The following is a 19,614-nucleotide window of genomic DNA, read 5'->3' as shown; positions in this document are numbered from 1 at the left end:
TTTCAATCGGCTATTTTTTGCATCACCCACGCATCTTCTCGTCGACCGTCGGCACACGCATAATAGTGTTTTCGGCGGCTGACGGGCTTAAAGCCATATTTTTGATACAAGACTTGCGCCGCGATGTTGCTTTCGCGTACCTCCAGCCAGATACTCTCCGCACCGGCTTCATTTAGGCGTTTGATCATCGCCTCAAGTAAAATACTTCCCCATCCTTGCCCTTGATAGGTGGGCTCAATCGCAATGTTCAATAATTCTCCCTCCCCGGCGACACAGCGCGCGTAAAAATACCCAATCAGTAATGCGTGTGGCTGCATTAAATGAAGCCCATACGCGTGGTCAAAACGGCCAGTTGGCGCCGCTAGTTGGGTGTCTGACCAGGGGGAACTGTGGGCGCGCCGCTCGATTGCGCTGATGGCTGTGATGTCATCGTGCGCCAGCGGACAAAGATAATAATCAGTCATATTGGCAAATCTGCCGCCACAGATCGCGTTTGGCGGTTGGGTTATCGTGCATCTGCGCTAAGGGAATCGAATCTAAACGTCGTACGCCATCAATAATCACATCCGGTGTGTCAATATACCAGCACCAAGTTAAGCGATGTTCACCCAGTGCCGACAACGCTGCATGCGGTAATTGACGCGCCTGCTCGGGGCGCAACTTCATGCTCTTGAGTATATTGCCGAACAACCACGCATCTTTTTCACTGAGCGGCGTATCACAGACCAGCAATAATTGGCAGGCGTCTGGTAACTGAATAACTTCGTGCGTTTGGTCATAAATGGCTGGATGACGTAACTGCCAGACGTCTAGGCCCATCGCTTGTAAACGTTGAATGTCGGTTAACATCGTTTTGGCATCCGTATTAAGCGGTCGCGGCGGCTAATTGCTTATACCACCAGGCATCGTTGGTCTGTATCGGGGCAAACTCAGCGCGCGCCGCCTCAGCACTGGGCATTATTTTAAGCCGGGTATAGCCAAACTCAAAGAGGGTGGATTCCGCTTCGTCCAAGAGAGGCATTAAAAGGTCGGGATCTGGACTGTGCCATAACGCGATTTCTTGGCTGTTGTTATCCATTTGCGCATCAATCACCACAATATGGCCCTGTACCTCTCCCATATCGCTGGTCGCGAGCAACGACAGAGAAATAAGCCCGGCTTCACGCCATTGCTTGAGTTGGTCGGCTTGATAAGGACGCGTGATATCGTCGCGCCACCAACGATCCAGTTTAACCAAGTCGGCGGGCGCTTCTGAGCGAATAAGCATAAGACATACAGCGGTGAGTAAATGTTGTGGTCAGGATAACCGATTCCCGATCCGGTGCAATAGTGACAGTGAGTCTCGCACAGATTGTTACGCAGCTAAATGCATAAATAGCCGCCAAATTGTGTGATTTGGCAACATACTCTCGCTTTTTTACTGATTTTGAGTGCCTTTCCTCTTTTTACCGATAAATGTGCGGTATATAGTGAGAAAAGCTTGAACCTATGACGTGTGCCTCATAAAGTGCTACTGACAAYGAAGTTAAAAGTGTCTAATATATGAGACGCTTGTCTCGATGATGATATAATCGAGCGTGATTACCCAATGTGAGCCCCCATGCCAATATCGTCGTTAAATGATTGGTTTTACTGCTTAACCGATAACAGTCCGTTCCTTTTTGCCATTCTAGATAGTACCGATCGCTACGTGTACGCTAACCCGCGCTATTGTGAGTTGGCGGGTCTTTCCTCTGTCTCGTTGAAGGGGCTTTGTGACAAAGACACGCTAGGCGAGGCGTTTTATCAAGCGGTAAAACCGCATTATGAGAAAGCAAGACGCGGGGATGGCGCGGAAGGAGAAGTGGTGATTGCGGATGAGTATCATAGCTCAAGCTTTCATTTCAGTGTGGCACCGCTTAAAAACTATAAGGATGAGCAAGGACAGCCTTGTGTTATTTTCCATGCAGTTGACACCTCGGAGCGTCAAATCTTAGCCAGTGCGCTGGAAGAAGCGGATGAAAAATATCATCGTTTAAGTTCGTTGATCGACGATGGCTGTTGCCTGGTGGAGGACGGTTGTATTCTCTCCGCGAACCCTGCTGCAGCGACCTTGCTAGGGGTGGCATCCGCAGACGACTTGCTCGGTGAACCGGTGGCGAATTATTTAGCGCTTGCCGATCAAAACCATTCGGTGATAGAGCGCTTAGCGAGTGCCAATGATCGCGAGTGCATTGACGCATTGAGTAGTAAAAAAGGTGCGTCTGTGCGCCTTTCTCAGTCGCCGATTCAGGTATTAGGTAAACAAGCCACTATGTTGCGCTTACACGCGCCTTATACAGAGGTGAAGCGGCTGCAACCCGCACAGCACGATGAAATAAGCAAAGTGGGCGAGCCGCAATGGGCCAATATCGATGCCTTGACAGGATTGTATAATCGCTATGGCTTTAGCAGTGAACTGGATAAACTGATCCGTGCGCAGACGCCTTTAGCCATGTTATATCTTGACGTGGATAATTTTAAAAACATCAATGACTCGCTAGGCCACCACGTGGGTGATCGGGTGTTGCAAGATATCGCACAACGTTTACGCGCACTGCTTTCCGCCGACACCATTATTGGTCATTTGGGGGGCGATGAATTTGCGGTGATCCTACCCAAACCTGCCACTGAAGACATGGTCGAGCAGTTAGCTGACAAGGTTGTTGGCGCGATTAGCCAGCCTTTTGAACTGCACTACTTTAGCAAATATTTGGCCTGTTCCCTGGGGATGGTGCGCTACCCTGAAGACGGCAAAGATGCCAGACAATTACTGCAAAATGCCGACACGGCAATGTATGAGGCGAAAGAGCAAGGCCGAAACCGTGTGGTTGAGTATAACGACAGTATGAGCAAAGAAGCGCGGATGCGTCTGTGGCTGGAAATTGAGCTGCAAAAAGCATTGCAAAGCAAAAGCCTAGAAGTCTGGTATCAGCCCAAAGTGAATGCGGGTGATTTTCGTATCAATGGCGCAGAGGCTTTGGTGCGCTGGAAGCATCCAGTGGAAGGTTACATCAGTCCAGGGCGTTTTATCCCTGTGGCTGAGCGCTGCGGCTTGATAGAGGCGCTTGGGCGCCATGTGATGCGGGAAGTGTTTCAAAATGTTCATCGTTGGCGGCAACAAGGATTATTACCGGGCCGGGTCGCGATCAATTTATCGCCTGAGCAATTTAGTAGTCCTAAGTTAATTGAACATATGGAAAAGCTATTAAAAGCAACCGGCGCCAATCCTGAAGATATTACCTTTGAACTTACCGAAAGCGCGGTAATGAGAAATGATGAGCACGCGCTGACCATGTTGAATGCGATTAAATCATTAGGGTTTGCGTTATCGATTGATGATTTCGGGACAGGGTACTCGTCGTTGTCCTATCTCGCGCGCTTTCCGCTTGATGAGCTCAAAATCGATCGCGCCTTTATCCATGAGATGGATGCGCTCAGTAAGCAGGTGACGCTGGTGGAAAGTATTATCCACCTTGGGCGAGCGATGGAGATGACGGTGGTGGCTGAGGGCGTCGAAACTCGCCAGCAAGCATCGGTGTTAACCAACCTACATTGCGACACCATTCAAGGCTATTACTTTCACTCTCCGATGCCGAAGCGAGAGTTTGAACAATTGCTACATAAAAATAAGCCGCAAAATCAACCGCCACAGCTATTAGCGCCCACCCGCCCGTGATGATTATGTGTCAGTGAAAATAAAAAAGAGCAGGAAAACCTTGCTCTTTTTAGTGTCGCATATGGGTCGCAAGCATGGGCTATGGCTGACGGTAAGCCAGGCGGTTGAGTTCAAGTAGCGCGTAACGATGCTCAACAAATTGATAGACATTGCCTGACATGGCGAGCTTATAAAGCGCGACAGCGCGATCGTTATCGCCTTGATATTGGTACCGTTTGGCGAGATAAAAATACGCTTCACACAGGCGCTCTGCTAATTGTTGGTTATCTTTGCCCTGAGCGGCTAATTGTTCAAGCAACTCGCGCTCGCTGATCACCCCCAGATACATGTCTACCAGTTGCCAGCCCCAGCCGGTTGTCTCGGCGTTTGCTTTGCGGGTTAACAATGCTTGTTGAGCTTGGGATTCACCTTGCCAATCGCGCTCCACTAAATAAAGCCAAATCAGGCGATAAGGGTCGTCGCGATCTTCTTGGTAGTGATTAAGTAAGTCTTGATAGGCCAGACGATAGCGCCCGCCATAATACAGGGCAATACCGCGGTTACGTTCGGCATAACTATGGCTATCATCAAGCTCTAACGTTGAGTCAAACGCTTCGTAAGCCGCATCGTAATGGCCATTTTGAGTAAAATAGACACCGAGAATATTGAATACATCGGGTTGGTCAGGCTTTAAAGATAAAGATTGGTTGAAATCTAATCGTGCTAAGTCGCGCATGCCAAGATTATCGTGCATTAATCCACGTTCATAATGCAGTTGCGCACGTGCCTCGTCGCTTAAATCCTTTCGTGCGAGTAATTGATCGATGCGTGCCAAGTGGACTTCCTGTTGCAGTGTTGGCTGCAAGGGAACGGCCATCGGTGGGAAGGTCCACTGACTGCTACATCCTGTGAGCAACAATGACGCCATCATCAGCAATAACAGCGCCACATTGGTCAGTGGTTTATAAAAAACGGTCATGAAGGCGCATCTCCGTGTAAAAAAAAGGGGGCCTCAGCCCCCTTTATATCATGAATAACTCGATGACTCTAAGCGTCAGTACTTGGCGCTTGCTCCGCAGATGCGGCGTCTTCTGAAGGCTTGTCTGAGCCTTTCTCAGATGCGGCTTCTTTCATGCTTAGGCGAATGCGTCCTTGGCGATCAACCTCGAGCACTTTGACGTCCACTTCTTGGCCAACTTCAAGATAATCGGTCACTTTCTCAACACGCTCATCGGCGATTTGAGAAATGTGAACCAGGCCATCTTTACCGCCAATCACAGAGACGAACGCACCGAAATCAACAATGCGCTGGACCTTACCGGTATAGATGCGGCCCACTTCCACTTCGGCAGTAAGCGCTTCGATACGAGAGATCGCATCTTTTGCCGCGTCGCCATCAGTAGCAGCAATTTTTACCGTACCATTGTCGTCGATTTCGATCGTAGTGCCGGTCTCTTCGGTCAGCTGACGGATCACCGCGCCGCCTTTACCAATCACATCACGGATCTTATCAGGATTGATGCTCATGGTATGGATACGAGGGGCAAACTCAGAGATATCATCACGGGCTGAACCAATCGCTTGATCCATGACATCCAAGATGTGCAGACGTGCGCCTTTTGCTTGGTTCAGGGCGATTTGCATGATCTCTTTGGTGATCCCTTCGATTTTAATGTCCATTTGTAGCGCAGTTACACCGTCGTCGGTACCGGCCACTTTAAAGTCCATATCACCGAGGTGATCTTCGTCACCCAAGATGTCCGAAAGAACAACAAACTCGTCGCCTTCTTTCACCAGACCCATGGCAATACCTGCAACGGATTTTTTCACCGGTACACCGGCATCCATCAGCGCAAGCGATGTACCACAGACAGATGCCATGGATGACGAACCGTTAGATTCGGTGATCTCAGATACCACACGCAATGTGTACGGGAAATCGTCCTGGCTTGGCATCACCGCAGCGATACCGCGTTTAGCGAGACGGCCATGGCCAATTTCACGGCGCTTTGGTGAGCCAACAAATCCAGTTTCACCCACACAGTATGGAGGGAAGTTGTAATGCAGCATGAAGCCTTCTTGGCGCTCACCCATGATCGAGTCAATAGTTTGCGCATCACGCTGGGTACCCAAGGTCGCCGTTACTAGCGCTTGCGTTTCACCACGGGTAAACAAGGCACTGCCGTGTGTACGTGGCAATACGCCGGTACGGACATCAAGGGCGCGAACCATGTCTTTTTCACGGCCATCAATGCGCGGTTCGCCGGCGATAATACGACCACGAACCACGGTTTTTTCTAGGTCGCCAAGCATGCCGAGGATTTCACGTTCATTGAGGCTTTCGTCTTCACTTAGCAAAGCGGCAACCACGTCTTGCTTCACCTGGCCAACTTGCTCGTAACGGGCCATTTTTTCAGTGATCTGGTATGCCTGAGCCAATGGACCTTGTGCCATTTCTGCCACACGGGTTTGTAGGGCAGCGTTAACTTCAGGTGCTTTCCAATCCCACTGAGGCGTGCCGACTTCAGCCGCGAACTCTTTAATGGCATTGATAGCGGTTTGCTGTTGCTCGTGACCAAACATCACGGCTTGCAGCATTTGCTCTTCGCTCAAGCGATCAGCTTCTGATTCAACCATCAGTACTGCGCCTTCTGTCCCTGCAACAACCAGGTCCAGCTTACTTTCGTCGAGTTGCGCTGGGCTTGGGTTAAGAACCAACTCGTCGTTGATATAACCTACGCGTGCCGAGCCAATCGGGCCGTTGAATGGGATGCCTGAAATCGCTAGGGCGGCAGAGGTACCCAGCATGGCGACAATGTCAGGGCTAACGGCTGGGTTAACAGACACAACCGTCGCAATGACTTGTACTTCGTTTTTGAACGAATCAGGGAAAAGCGGACGGATTGGGCGGTCAATTAAGCGTGCGGTGAGGGTTTCTGACTCAGATGGACGGCCTTCACGTTTGAAGAAACCACCTGGGATTTTACCTGCAGCGTATGTACGCTCTTGGTAGTTGACGGTTAGAGGGAAAAAGCTTTGGCCTTCGGCGGCTTCTTTTTTACCTACAACAGAGACGAATACCGAGGTATCGTCCATGCTGACCATGACGGCACCATTGGCTTGGCGTGCCATGACGCCCGTTTCCAATGTCACAGTATGATTGCCGTATTGGAATGTTTTTACGATTGGATTCACAGATTATTTCCTTGTTGCTGAGGGATAAAACCTTTGATTTATCTCACTAATTGTCGGCTTTCAGCTGTTCACCATCGCGACTAATGAAAGCACGCTGCGCGGATGATTGATCTTGATGGGCAGTATGCTGTCAATAGTCGCGACCTAATGGTCGACGTTGTTGACTGTTTTACAGCTGAAAGTGGCGCTAATTATACACGTGCTTGACCGATAACGACACCACGGGGCCGTCAATTGACGACATTTGTGATGGGTTTGGCAAGCAAGCTTGACCCTAACGTGTGCAGATAACCGTGCCAAGTCAGATTTGTGAATTGAAGCTGGCTACAAGATCAGCGAAAATACGCCACCTTTGTGATTTACCTCCTCAGTTGGCGCTCGATTGCCGCCTGAATCAAACAAGAAGATAACCTGCTATGTCAAATACACCGCTGCAACAGGAAGTTGATAAACGACGCACCTTTGCGATTATCTCGCACCCGGATGCGGGTAAAACCACCATTACTGAAAAAGTGCTGTTGTTCGGACGTGCGATTCAAACAGCCGGCACGGTCAAAGGGCGCGGCTCTAACCAGCATGCCAAGTCAGATTGGATGGACATGGAAAAAGAGCGTGGGATCTCGGTGACCACCTCGGTGATGCAATTTCCTTACAACGACTGCTTGGTAAACCTGCTTGATACCCCAGGGCACGAGGATTTCTCGGAGGATACCTATCGAACATTGACGGCGGTTGACTCTTGTTTGATGGTCATTGATGCCGCGAAAGGGGTTGAGGACCGGACCCGTAAGCTGATGGAAGTGACTCGCCTTCGTGATACGCCGATCATCACCTTTATGAACAAATTGGATCGAGATATTCGCGATCCGATGGAGCTGCTTGATGAAGTCGAAAGTGAGCTCAATATTGCCTGTGCGCCAGTATCATGGCCAATTGGCTGCGGCAAAGGCTTCCAAGGTGTTTATCACATTCACCGTGATGAAAGCATTCTCTATCAGTCTGGTCAGGGGCATAAAATCCAGGATGCTCGTATCATCAAGGGCTTGGACAACCCTGAGCTGGATGACGCAATTGGCGCTGACATTGCGCAAGATTTGCGTGACGAGCTGGAGTTGGTGATGGGGGCCTCGCATGAATTTGATCGTGAGCTGTTCTTAAGCGGTGAGCTGACGCCGGTATTCTTTGGTACCGCACTGGGTAACTTCGGTGTGGATCATATGCTGGACGGCTTGACCGAGTGGGCGCCTAAGCCGATGGCGCGGTCAACTCATGATCGTGAAGTGAGTGCCGATGAAGATAAATTCTCAGGCTTTGTGTTTAAAATCCAAGCCAATATGGATCCACGTCACCGTGACCGTATTGCCTTTATGCGTATTGTCTCCGGTAAGTATCAGCAGGGAATGAAGCTGCGCCATGTACGTTTAGGCAAACAAATCAATATTTCTGATGCGGTGACCTTTATGGCAGGGGATCGGTCACGGGCTGAAGATGCGTTTGCCGGCGATATTATTGGCCTGCATAACCATGGCACCATTCAGATTGGCGATACCTTTACCCAAGGAGAAGATCTTAAATTTGCCGGGATCCCGAACTTTGCGCCTGAGCTATTCCGTCGCATTCGTCTCAAAGATCCATTGCGTCAAAAGCAACTATTGAAAGGCCTCATTCAGTTATCTGAAGAGGGCGCGGTACAGGTATTCCGCCCGATGCAGTCGAACGATCTAATTGTTGGCGCGGTCGGTGTCCTGCAGTTTGATATGGTGGTGGCGCGCTTGAAAGCCGAGTATAACGTTGACGCACTCTACGAGCCGATCAATGTCGCCACTGCGCGTTGGGTTGAGTGCAAGGATGAGAAGAAGCTGGATGAGTTCCAGCGCAAAAATCAAGCTAATCTCGCGCTGGATGGCGGCGATAACCTGACCTATATCGCGCCGACGATGGTCAACCTCAACCTGACGCAAGAGCGTTTCCCAGACATTGATCTCAGAGCCACCCGTGAGCACTAAGTGATCTTGGCTTATGTCAAAAACATCGCGCTAAAAGCATTGCGCTACAAACATCGCAGTGAGGTAGGCAAAGCGTCTTGTCCCACTGTGAATGAGGGGTAAACCTTCTATAATGCCGTCTATATAGAGACGGCATTCTACTCTCGAGAGGACAGCGATGATGAAGGTGGTTTTGACGGTTAAAGCATGATTGATACCCATTGTCACTTCGATTTTTCCCCTTTTAATCAGGCGCCCGATCAATACTGGCAAGCGGCGCGTGAGGTGGGCGTCACGCGCATGCTGGTACCGAGTGTCAATGAAAAAAACTGGCCGGCGGTATTAGCGCTGACGGAACGTTTTGCTGAGATGTATGCTGGCTTGGGGTTACATCCATGTTTTCTCGATACGCACACAGACAACAGCCTCGCCGCATTAGAAGACGCGTTGGTATCACGGCCATTGTCCTGCGTGGCGGTCGGCGAAGCCGGTCTGGATTATTTTGTCGCGCACACTCCAGAGATGAAGCAGCGCCAGCACGCCTTACTTGATGGTCAGTTATGGCTTGCTCGCCGTTATGACTTACCCATTATTTTGCATAGCCGTCAATCTCATAACGACCTGCTGCGTCTGGTGAAAGCGTATCCTGGCGTGCGCGGTGTGCTGCATGCGTTTAGCGGTAGCGAGCAACAAGGCAAACAATTTATTGATGCTGGGCTAATGCTCGGCGTGGGGGGCACCGTCACCTATGAGCGGGCGAATAAAACGCGTCAAGCTATCGCGCGCTTACCGCTCAACCATTTGCTCTTGGAAACCGATGCCCCTGACATGCCACTTGCGGGATATCAAGGAAAACCCAACACACCAGCCCAGGTATCTCGGGTGGTCGATGTGGTCGCCGCGTTAAAAAGCTGTGATAGAGATCACCTGGTGGCCGAAACATCAGGCAATGCTGAAAGAATGTTTGGCTTTCACTAAGCGCGAACGTGCGTGAGACAAACGTTTGCGGTTGCATAAGCTCACAAAACTAGATCAAAGTCATACTTATTGATGCATTGCAAAATAGTTTTACAGCGAACTGTGATTGGAATATTACTTTAATGTGACTGCTCTGCGTATAATCCCTCCCCGGAAGCCAAATTCCACTCTGTCGAGACGCCAACTTTTTACTTTGAGGATGCCAATACTATGAGCCTGCTGATGAGCGTAATCGGGATGGTTGTACTGCTAGGAATAGCTGTTCTCCTTTCTGATAATCGCAAAGCCATTAACCTCCGTACCGTGGGTGGCGCATTTGCTATCCAACTCTTTTTCGGTGCTTTCGTACTGTATGTCGACGTAGGTCGTGACATTCTTTACGGCGCATCACAATACGTTGCCAACGTCATCGCATATGGTGACGAAGGGATCAGCTTCATCTTTGGTGGACTGGTTTCTGACAAAATGTTTGAACTGTTCGGCGGTGGCGGTTTCGTCTTCGCACTGAAAGTTCTGCCTGTTATCGTATTCTTCTCATCACTGATCAGTGTGCTTTACTACCTGGGTATTATGCAGGTTGTGATTAACGTACTCGGTGGTGGTTTGCAAAAGGCCTTGGGTACCTCGCGTGCCGAATCCATGTCTGCGACTGCGAACATCTTCGTGGGTCAAACAGAAGCGCCTCTCGTGATTCGTCCCTTTGTCCCGCGCATGACCCAATCAGAGCTGTTTGCCGTGATGTGTGGTGGTCTTGCCTCTGTCGCCGGTGGTGTATTGGCCGGCTATGCGTCAATGGGTGTTCCCCTCGAGTACTTGATTGCCGCTTCATTTATGGCGGCGCCTGGTGGTCTGTTGTTTGCGAAAATCATCAAACCAGAAACTGAAGAGCCAGTTGAACAAATGGCCGATGCCACCGCAGAAGGCGTTGAAAAGCCAGCTAACGTCATCGATGCCGCTGCTGGTGGTGCCTCTTCAGGTATGCAACTGGCCCTGAACGTGGGTGCAATGCTACTTGCCTTTATCGGTTTGATTGCTCTTATCAACGGTATGCTAGGTGGTATCGGCGGTTGGTTTGGTTATCCAGACATTACGCTTGAGCTGATCCTGGGTTACTTGTTTGCCCCATTTGCGTTCCTTATCGGTGTGCCATGGGAAGAAGCAGTGGTTGCCGGCTCTTTCATCGGTCAGAAGATCGTCGTCAACGAATTTGTCGCTTACCTCAACTTCACCCAATATCTTGGCGATAACGCACAAGTTGTTGCGGCAACGGGTGTTGAGATGACGGAGAAAACCAAAGCGATTATCTCATTCGCATTGTGTGGTTTTGCTAACTTGTCATCGGTGGCCATTTTGCTTGGCGGTCTCGGTGGTCTGGCGCCTAGCCGTCGTCCAGAGATTGCACGCTTTGGTGTCAAAGCGGTGGTTGCTGGTACCTTGTCTAACCTGATGGCGGCAACAATTGCGGGTCTATTTGTGACGCTAACCATGGCTGGTTAATCGTTTACGCGCGAAAAAATCGTGCCACATAGAACGCCACACAGTGAATCTGTGTGGCGTTTTTTTATAGGGTGTATACTCAGGGAGTATCCGATAAATAAAGTGAAGCTAGTTAACAAAATAAGGAAAAACGATGCAGGAAGTGCTCCTTGCGGTAGTCGCCGGGTTTTTAGTCGGTGTTTTGTTTAGTGCGATCAAGTTACCTATCCCCGCGCCACCGGTTTTGTCGGGTGTGATGGGGATTGTTGGTGTCTACTTAGGTGGGATCGGCTACCAGTGGATTATCGAACGGTTTTTCAGCTAACCCGTATTGATTCTGCCAAGCAATACTGTATTTTCCAACAGAAACGGTAAAAACTAGTTTTGCCGAAACGGCGTTGGTAAAATAAGTGAAGGCCGTCAAAGTTTGGTGGCGCCACAATCTTTATTTTCCTCTTATGGTTAGCAACAAAGGTGTGGCTAGCCCCAATCGAAAACGTCCAATGGTAGAACTGCGAACACAAATGTGTTTGCACGCGGCAACAAGGATGGTTGGTTGAAGGCGGCGCAAGGTCCAGCCTCAAACTTCATGGAGCCAAGTCCGCTGAGCAGCAACCGGCTACAAGTGACGGTTGCCAACACAGTGGCCAACCCAATACCTGTTTGGCAAAAGAATGAGGACTGGAGATATCCAATGAACGAATTACATACCGCGGCCCTACGCGCACTCAAATTAATGGATCTGACCACGCTGAATGATGATGACACCGATGAAAAAGTGATCACCCTGTGTCAGAACGCGAAAACGGCTGTTGGTAATACGGCTGCTGTCTGCATTTATCCGCGCTTTATTCCGATTGCGAAAAAAACATTACGTGAACAAGGCACGCCAGATGTCCGTATCGCGACCGTGACTAATTTCCCCCATGGCAATGATGACGTTGATATTGCGGTAGCAGAAACCCAAGCTGCCGTTGCCTATGGCGCCGATGAAGTGGACGTTGTTTTTCCATACCGTGCGCTGATTGCTGGTGACGAAAGTACTGGCGCTGAGCTGGTGAAACAGTGTAAAGCGGCATGTGGTGACAAGGTGTTGCTTAAAGTGATCATCGAAACCGGTGAACTTAAAACTGAGGCGTTGATCAAGCGTGCCTCGGAGATTGCCATTGAGGCGGGGGCCGACTTTATCAAAACCTCTACCGGTAAAGTGGCTGTCAATGCCACGCCTGAAGCGGCTGAGATCATGCTGAATGTAATCAAAGACAAAGGCGTTGCAGCACGTGTTGGCTTTAAGCCAGCCGGTGGCGTGCGCACCGCAGAAGATGCGCAGCAATACCTGGCTATGGCCGATCGCATTCTCGGCGACCAATGGGCCGATAACCGCCACTATCGTTTTGGCGCATCTAGCTTGTTGGCGAACTTACTCCACACCTTGGGTGAAGGCGAAAAAGCGGCTGAAGGTGGCTATTAAGTAAGTTGCCACTCACCCAAACGGTAGGGCGAGCGAGGATCGTGTACTCGGTCGCTCACGTATTGTGCTGGTAAGGAGGATGCATGATCTTACCTCAGGAAATTATTCGTAAGAAGCGCGACAACATCGCGTTAAGCAAAGAAGAAATTTATTCGTTCATCCAGGGTGTTGCGAATGACTCAGTGTCGGAAGGCCAAATTGCTGCATTTGCGATGGCGATTTACTTCAATGATATGACCATGGATGAACGTGTGGCTCTGACCTGTGCGATGCGCGATTCCGGTATGACCATCGATTGGTCACACATGCATTTTGATGGCCCAATCGTGGATAAGCACTCGACAGGGGGCGTCGGTGATGTAACCTCGTTAATGCTGGGCCCTATGGTGGCGGCATGCGGCGGTTATGTGCCGATGATTTCAGGCCGTGGCTTAGGCCATACCGGCGGCACACTTGATAAACTGGAGTCTATTCCGGGTTATAACATCATGCCAAGCAACCAGGTGTTTGGTGATGTCACACGTGATGCTGGCGTAGCGATCATTGGCCAAACTGGCTCTTTGGCACCGGCCGACAAACGTGTGTATGCCACCCGAGATGTCACCGCCACCGTCGATAATATCTCATTGATCACGGCATCAATCTTGTCGAAAAAGCTCGCGGCAGGTCTCGATGCTTTGGTCATGGATGTCAAAGTAGGATCGGGGGCGTTTATGCCCACGTATCAAGATTCAGAGGCACTGGCGAAATCGATTGTGGGCGTGGCCAATGGCGCCGGCACCAAAACCAGTGCGTTACTCACTGACATGAACCAAGTGTTGGCATCGTCGGCGGGAAATGCATTGGAAGTGAAAGAAGCGGTCGACTTTTTGACCGGTCGTTACCGCAACCCTCGCCTGTACAATGTGACCATGGCACTGTGTGCGGATATGCTGGTGGTGAGCGGGCTGGCGTCAGATGTGACGCAAGCGAAACAAAAATTGGATCACGCATTGGATAGCGGTCGTGCTGCCGAGTGTTTTGCCAAAATGGTCGCAGGCCTAGGGGGTCCCTCTGACTTTGTCGAGTCGCCGGATCAATACCTGGCCAAAGCGTCAGTCATTAAGCCTGTCTATGCCGACCGTGCTGGAACGGTCAACGCGATGGATACGCGGGGATTGGGCATGGCTATGATAGAAATAGGTGGCGGCCGTCGGGTTGCCAGCGATAAAATTGATTATGCCGTTGGGTTGAACGAAATGATTCGTCTGGGGCAAAACGTGGATGAGCAAACACCGCTCGCCATGCTCCACGCTCAAACTGAAGAGCAATGGCAACAAGCGGCCAATGCGGTGCGAACCGCAGTAAAAGTAGCTGATGAGGCACCCAATTCTACGCCGGACGTATATCGTCGTATCAGCTTACAAGACGTCTAATGGAGGCGATCATGAAACGCGCAATTATATTAGTTTTAGACTCATTTGGTATTGGCGCCACTGAAGACGCCGTAAAATTTGGTGACCAAGGTGCTAACACCCTTGGCCACATCGCACAAGCGTGCGCAAAAGGTGAAGCCGACAACGCCGATCGCAAAGGTCCACTGTCTTTGCCTAACATGACCAAACTTGGACTCGGTAAAGCCTGTGAAGAATCATCGGATTATTTCCCTGAAGGCCTAGATCCTCACGCCGAGATCATTGGTGCTTATGCACATGCCAAAGAGCTGTCGTCAGGGAAAGATACCCCATCTGGCCACTGGGAAATTGCCGGTGTGCCTGTCTTGTTTGAGTGGGGGTATTTTTCTGATCTGACCAATAGCTTCCCAGAAGTACTGCTTGACCGCATTGTTGAGCTTGCAGGGCTGCCGGGTTATATCGGTAACTGTCATGCATCGGGAACGCAGGTGCTCGACGATCTTGGTGAAGAGCACATGAAAACCGGGAAACCGATCTTCTATACCTCGGCAGACTCTGTGTTCCAGATTGCCTGCCACGAAGACACCTTTGGGCTAGACAATCTGTATGATCTTTGCCAGATCGTGCGTGAAGAGCTGGAAGACTACAACATTGGCCGTGTGATTGCGCGCCCGTTTGTTGGTCCAGGTAAAGGCCAGTTCGAGCGTACCGGTAACCGCCGTGATTTATCGGTTGAGCCACCGTCAGCCACCGTACTGCAAAAAATTGTCGATGAGAAAGGCGGTGATGTCATTTCTATTGGTAAGATTGCTGATATTTATGCTCACTGCGGGATCACCAAGAAAATCAAAGCAACTGGCCTTGAAGCGCTGTTTGATGCCACTAAAGATGCGATCAAAGAAGCGGGCGACAATAGCTTAGTCTTCACTAACTTTGTCGACTTTGATTCCGCGTATGGTCACCGTCGTAATGTTGCCGGCTATGCAGCTGCACTCGAGTATTTCGACCGCCGCTTGCCTGAAATTATGGCGATGTTGGAAGACGATGATGTGCTGCTACTGACTGCAGACCACGGCTGTGATCCAACCTGGCCAGGTACGGATCATACTCGTGAGCACATCCCGGCATTGGTCTATGGTAAAAAAGTGCCAGCTGGCTCGCTAGGTCGCCGCGAAACATTTGCGGATATTGGCCAATCGTTGGCACAGTATTTTGATACCTCACCAATGGATTACGGCAAGTCATTCTTGTAATCGTCTCCGAGTGATCGCAATAAAAAGAGATGGCAGCATGCCATCTCTTTTTTTGTTGCCTATCTCTAACTGATTAGATTGCCGACACTATGATGGCGTTACCAAGGCAGTATGCGTGATCGGTTGTCGCGCCGTAGTAGCATGGCCATCAATAGCGCGCCGAGAAACAGCGCCAGTCCCAGTAGGGCACGAAGCTCAGTAATGGTCGATTGGATCTGTTGTTTGGCATGATCAATCACCGATTGGTGTTCAAGCGTGAGGCGTAAAAAGCCGATAATATCGCCATCACGGCTAATGGGCGTCATTAATTGCTGTCGTCCTTGGCTTTCGAGTCCAAGCGGCGTGGTGAGGCCCACGGCGGTTTCAAGCGGCAACGCATGGGTAGAGCGGACAACGGGGCGCCCGTTAAGTTGATAAAAGCTGGCATCGCGAATCAAAGGCTCGGTCGCTAGCTGGTCGGCGAGGGTTTGCAGTGGCTGGTAATTTTTGTCGACCAATGCATCATAGGCTTGCGCGCCGATTTGACGTGTCATTAACTGGGCGAGCTGATCGGTTTGCTGATAAAGCGCTTGATACTGGCGTTGGCTTAAGGTCGTACTATAGAGCATTAACGCCGCAATGGCACTGAATGCACTGATCAGAATTCCCCACCGAGTGGTTCGCCGTAGCGCTTTGCGCGAAATTGAAAACATACCTACCTCAAAGCCGTCTTGACGGCGTAATTAGCACTGGAGCTGAGTACACTTTTTATGGTATCACAGCCTCATCTCGATTGTTTTATTGACGAGGCTCTGCTTGAGAGCTGAAAAGGAAAATACTGACCATGGATAAGGCTAAGCCCTTGGCAATTTACCGCGCATCCGGACTGTATCGTCGCTTTCCCACTGTTACCCGCACGCTTCCCTATCGTCGCCGAAACGGTGGCTGGATTCTCTTCGCTGAGACGATCAGCGTTGATCATTTAGACAATATTGCTTTTTTTACCGGCCACGTAGTCGACGTCATGGATGCGTGGTGTGTCGGCCCGTATCAGGTTTTATTAATGAGTGGTGAGCTCACGCCCGATCACCGAACCGTGATTGATGCTCTCGGATTAGATTGTGCAGATCTACACGCATTGCCAGATTTAAGTAAACCTGGATTGGCTGTGTTTGATATGGACTCAACAGCCATTGAGGTTGAATGTATTGATCAAATTGCCGAGCTTGCAGGTGTAGGTGAGGCGGTCTCGGCGGTGACAGAGCGGGCGATGCTCGGAGAGCTTGATTTTGAGGCGAGCCTGCGCCAACGTGTGGCTGCGCTTAAAGGTACAGATATTGCTGTTCTTGATGAGGTGAAAGCGCATTTACCGTTAATGCCAGAAATGGCGGCGTTAGTCGCAAGCTTAAAAGCACACGGCTGGTACGTGGCAATCGCGTCTGGCGGCTTCACTCACTTTTCTGATCACCTTCAGCATCAGTTAGGGCTAGATTATGCCGAATCAAACCAGCTTGGCGTTGACGAGGGGAAATTGACTGGCGACGTGGTAGGGGCTGTTGTTGATGCCCAGCGCAAAGCGGATATTTTAACCACACTGGCGCAGCAGTACGATATTGATCCTGAGAATACTTTAGCGGTCGGGGATGGCGCCAATGATCTGGCGATGATGGAGGCGGCTGGACTCGGCATTGCCTATCACGCCAAGCCAACCGTGAATGCTCGAGCACAAACCGCAGTGAAACATTGTTGGCTTGGGGGCGTGCTCTGCGTGCTCTCTGCGAGCTTGCGAGCGGGGAAAATTAGCTGGCAACCCCGTTAACGGCCCAAGCGCATCAATACTTCGTCGGTGACATCCACTAATTCACCGTACGCACACAGCGAGATAAATTCGTCTTCGAGTTGGCGTGCTTTATGGGTGTCACGCTTGAGTAGCGCCGATAATTGTGATGGCTCAATGTCTTGCTCTGCGTGAGTCAGAGGCGCCATGCGATTGCGTATCACGGCAAACGTGCCGCCTTTTTGTGCCAACTGAACGAATTTACGTCGTGCATCGTCCGATTCAAACTCGCTATCGGCAAAGGTATGTACCGCTCGCACTTTGTCGGCTTGGATATCTATCCACACAAAGTACTCACGGACTAATTCATTGAGCGGTTGCGATGGACGAGTCACTTCATGGGTTCGCGTTAAAATTTTATCGCCGAAAACCGGATAAAAAGATAATTGACGTCCGCCACCCGCCCGTTCGAGAAAACGGTGTAAGCGGCTCGGTGGTAAGTTGATCCCAACAGCAGACACCGACAAAGCGCCATTATCTCGTTGGACAAAATAGGGCTGTACGGTCAAACGCGTCAGCAACAGCTGGTGCATGGCCCAAACCAGAGGCGGATCGGGTAAGCGTTCATCGAGTACCGTTAACTTATCCTGATTATGTTCAATCAATCGGCGTAAGTATTGTCGGCGCCGGGTATTTGGCGACTCGGTGGTCAGTTTTAGCTGAATATTGTCTCTTTTCGGACTCACTCGAATCACTTGATACGGCATATCGACCAAGGGAGCGCGCGGATCAATATTGACAAATGCATCGAGCGATACCGAGACAATATCATCTCTTGCCCCTTGGAACGGTTGCTTCAGCGTCACATTGAGTCCCCCAGAGGAAAAGTCAATCAGCTGACCTTTAAGAGGCCCTTGTTCAGCGTGAACCATTGATACTTCCGATCGATAAGCGTATCGGGGCTCCCGTCGTTGTGGCTGGCGATCGGATGAGATGAGCTGTGCACGGCAAACGGGGTTGCGCTGGTGTAAAAAACGTCGCAGGACCTGGCTAGAGCATTGAGGTTTTGGGTGTTCAAGGTAACTGCGTCTTCCGTCGGCATGAGTGACATCTTGTACCAGCGCAACATGGGTCAGCGTTTTGAGGGTGTTAAGCCAATCGGGTGACACATCTTGGAGGCGTTCAATATCTGTCGCATTAATGGCAGACATCGTCACTTTAAACACGCGCCACGAGGCGCGCTTGGCTCCCAGGTGCCAAAAAAGCTGGCGCTCTTCTTCGCTCATTTCACTGGGAGAGGCGGAGTAGAAAAAACGCTGTTTGTTTTTTTCAACAGAAAAGCAGTACAGCAACAGCTGGCTGGTGGAGGCTCCGTCGAGTTGGAGCAGTGATAACCGTTCAGTGTTAAACAGGTGATTGATCACGGGTTGATTACGGTTATCGTGCCAGTAGGCCCATAGCTCCTGATTCTGTCGCGTTTGTAGCACATATTCCATTTTATCTTGTGCGAAATAGAGCGGTAACACACTGGTATGATGCAAAAAAGATTGCTCGTAACTTTGCAGTTTTAACGTGAGCAGTTTGTCTTCGCCATCTTGCTTGCCGCGAAAATCTGGCGCGGTCATTTCTGCTTCTAATGCTTGTTTTATCGCGTCACTGCTCGTGTCTAGCCGCAACCGTAGCCAGACATTGCTGGTCGAGTCTTTGTTGTCATCGACGCCGATAATCCGATAACTCAACCCCTGTTCAAGATCGGGGTCCGGGTATGTTTGTGCAAGAGTGGTAAAGCGAACCACCACCTCTGAGCTCGGTGGATAATCGAACGCAGCAGGCACACGAACCCGACAGCCCGAGTTCGATAAATCACTGGTCACTCCATGCACTTCATGGCCAGTGTTGAGCGTAATTAAGACTTGTGTAGCAAAATGAATGCGGCTTTCACTGCGTGATAAGTAATGACCAAATGTCAGCTTTTCGGGTAAGAGTGCCGACTGTGACGCATCGCTGACCGGCCCTTTTCCTTGCTGTTGGCGCTGTTTCTCTTTTTCGTGCTTCACCCGAAAGTTATTCGGTGTGTTATGCAAATCTTCCCATAATCCTTGGGTGAGTTGGCCGTTATACATAGGGAGGCGATCGTAGTAGCGGTTAATCGCCACATCATCGAGCCAGTGCTTTTGACCGTGCAGGCTGTATTCGTGGCAGTCGCCATCCACTTTCCCGCGTAAGTCGATGGCGCGATTGCATGGGGTCATCAGCCGTCTGATCTCCATTTTGATCAGCAGCTTTGCGGAGCTGGGCTCGTTAGCCGTGAGCTTATCGAGCAACACCTCAAATTTTGGGGTTTGGGACAGAGGAAGCAGTTGCTCAATCAGTCCCTGGTAATCATCCTGCTTCATGGCAAAGTCTGGTAAAGTAATCGCTTACTTTGTT

At 50.4% G+C, this 19,614-nt stretch carries 16 protein-coding genes; 9 read left to right on the top strand and 7 right to left on the bottom strand.

What is annotated here, in order from left to right; genetic code table 11:
- Positions 1-2 precede the first annotated feature (2 nt).
- Genes rimI through BZG81_RS13300 form a run of 3 tightly spaced genes read right to left on the bottom strand, consistent with a single transcriptional unit; the run spans position 3 to position 1,267 of the window.
- Positions 3-464, bottom strand: coding sequence for a ribosomal protein S18-alanine N-acetyltransferase (gene rimI, locus BZG81_RS13310; protein ID WP_077669985.1), 462 nt, complete (start codon positions 462-464; stop codon positions 3-5).
- The gene (locus BZG81_RS13305; protein ID WP_021023633.1) at positions 457-849 is read right to left on the bottom strand and encodes a DNA polymerase III subunit psi; all 393 of its coding nucleotides are present in this window, start codon (positions 847-849) and stop codon (positions 457-459) included. The genes rimI and BZG81_RS13305 overlap by 8 nt, the downstream gene beginning before the upstream one ends.
- Before the next feature lie 16 nt (positions 850-865).
- Positions 866-1,267: a hypothetical protein gene (locus BZG81_RS13300; protein ID WP_077669984.1), complete on the bottom strand. Its 402-nt coding sequence runs from the start codon at positions 1,265-1,267 to the stop codon at positions 866-868.
- Between the two features lie 333 nt (positions 1,268-1,600).
- On the opposite strand from BZG81_RS13300, the gene BZG81_RS13295 reads away from it, so the two are divergent.
- Positions 1,601-3,697: a sensor domain-containing protein gene (locus tag BZG81_RS13295; protein ID WP_077677606.1), complete on the top strand. Its 2,097-nt coding sequence runs from the start codon at positions 1,601-1,603 to the stop codon at positions 3,695-3,697.
- A gap of 79 nt (positions 3,698-3,776) precedes the next feature.
- On the opposite strand, the gene nlpI is transcribed toward BZG81_RS13295, so the two are convergent.
- Together nlpI and pnp are read right to left on the bottom strand one after the other, a co-directional pair.
- Complete coding sequence (nlpI, locus tag BZG81_RS13290) at positions 3,777-4,655, bottom strand: lipoprotein NlpI (RefSeq protein ID WP_077577121.1); 879 nt, start codon at positions 4,653-4,655, stop codon at positions 3,777-3,779.
- A 68-nt stretch (positions 4,656-4,723) separates the two neighbouring features.
- The gene (pnp, locus tag BZG81_RS13285; protein ID WP_077669982.1) at positions 4,724-6,871 is read right to left on the bottom strand and encodes a polyribonucleotide nucleotidyltransferase; all 2,148 of its coding nucleotides are present in this window, start codon (positions 6,869-6,871) and stop codon (positions 4,724-4,726) included.
- Between the two features lie 416 nt (positions 6,872-7,287).
- On the opposite strand from pnp, the gene prfC reads away from it, so the two are divergent.
- The 7 genes from prfC to deoB all read left to right on the top strand — a co-directional run bounded on the left by prfC (position 7,288) and on the right by deoB (position 15,428).
- The gene (gene prfC / locus BZG81_RS13280; RefSeq protein ID WP_021023638.1) at positions 7,288-8,877 is read left to right on the top strand and encodes a peptide chain release factor 3; all 1,590 of its coding nucleotides are present in this window, start codon (positions 7,288-7,290) and stop codon (positions 8,875-8,877) included.
- A gap of 186 nt (positions 8,878-9,063) precedes the next feature.
- Positions 9,064-9,834 carry a TatD family hydrolase gene (locus tag BZG81_RS13275; protein ID WP_077677605.1) on the top strand — a complete coding sequence of 257 codons (771 nt, stop codon included), beginning with the start codon at positions 9,064-9,066 and terminating at the stop codon, positions 9,832-9,834.
- Positions 9,835-10,044: 210 nt separating this feature from the next.
- Complete coding sequence (locus BZG81_RS13270; RefSeq protein ID WP_077461821.1) at positions 10,045-11,331, top strand: NupC/NupG family nucleoside CNT transporter; 1,287 nt, start codon at positions 10,045-10,047, stop codon at positions 11,329-11,331.
- Between the two features lie 133 nt (positions 11,332-11,464).
- Positions 11,465-11,635 carry a XapX domain-containing protein gene (locus BZG81_RS13265; RefSeq protein ID WP_021023640.1) on the top strand — a complete coding sequence of 57 codons (171 nt, stop codon included), beginning with the start codon at positions 11,465-11,467 and terminating at the stop codon, positions 11,633-11,635.
- A gap of 369 nt (positions 11,636-12,004) precedes the next feature.
- Positions 12,005-12,781 carry a deoxyribose-phosphate aldolase gene (gene deoC / locus BZG81_RS13260; protein ID WP_077669978.1) on the top strand — a complete coding sequence of 259 codons (777 nt, stop codon included), beginning with the start codon at positions 12,005-12,007 and terminating at the stop codon, positions 12,779-12,781.
- 83 nt (positions 12,782-12,864) lie between these two features.
- Positions 12,865-14,196: a thymidine phosphorylase gene (gene deoA / locus BZG81_RS13255; protein ID WP_077669977.1), complete on the top strand. Its 1,332-nt coding sequence runs from the start codon at positions 12,865-12,867 to the stop codon at positions 14,194-14,196.
- A gap of 11 nt (positions 14,197-14,207) precedes the next feature.
- Complete coding sequence (gene deoB / locus BZG81_RS13250) at positions 14,208-15,428, top strand: phosphopentomutase (protein WP_077677604.1); 1,221 nt, start codon at positions 14,208-14,210, stop codon at positions 15,426-15,428.
- A gap of 98 nt (positions 15,429-15,526) precedes the next feature.
- On the opposite strand, the gene BZG81_RS13245 is transcribed toward deoB, so the two are convergent.
- Positions 15,527-16,120, bottom strand: coding sequence for an AhpA/YtjB family protein (locus tag BZG81_RS13245; RefSeq protein WP_077461824.1), 594 nt, complete (start codon positions 16,118-16,120; stop codon positions 15,527-15,529).
- A 131-nt stretch (positions 16,121-16,251) separates the two neighbouring features.
- Between BZG81_RS13245 and serB the strand changes: the two genes are divergently transcribed.
- Positions 16,252-17,226: a phosphoserine phosphatase gene (gene serB / locus BZG81_RS13240; RefSeq protein WP_077677603.1), complete on the top strand. Its 975-nt coding sequence runs from the start codon at positions 16,252-16,254 to the stop codon at positions 17,224-17,226.
- On the opposite strand, the gene BZG81_RS13235 is transcribed toward serB, so the two are convergent.
- Positions 17,223-19,580: a PilZ domain-containing protein gene (locus BZG81_RS13235; protein WP_077677602.1), complete on the bottom strand. Its 2,358-nt coding sequence runs from the start codon at positions 19,578-19,580 to the stop codon at positions 17,223-17,225. The genes serB and BZG81_RS13235 overlap by 4 nt on opposite strands.
- Between the last annotated feature and the right edge of the window lie 34 nt (positions 19,581-19,614).

The organism is Salinivibrio sp. MA607, assembly GCF_001996245.1.
In the GTDB taxonomy this organism is placed as follows: Bacteria; Pseudomonadota; Gammaproteobacteria; order Enterobacterales; family Vibrionaceae; genus Salinivibrio; species Salinivibrio costicola.
Note: the sequence above shows the minus strand (reverse complement) of the source record. Positions and strands in the feature narration are given on the sequence as shown.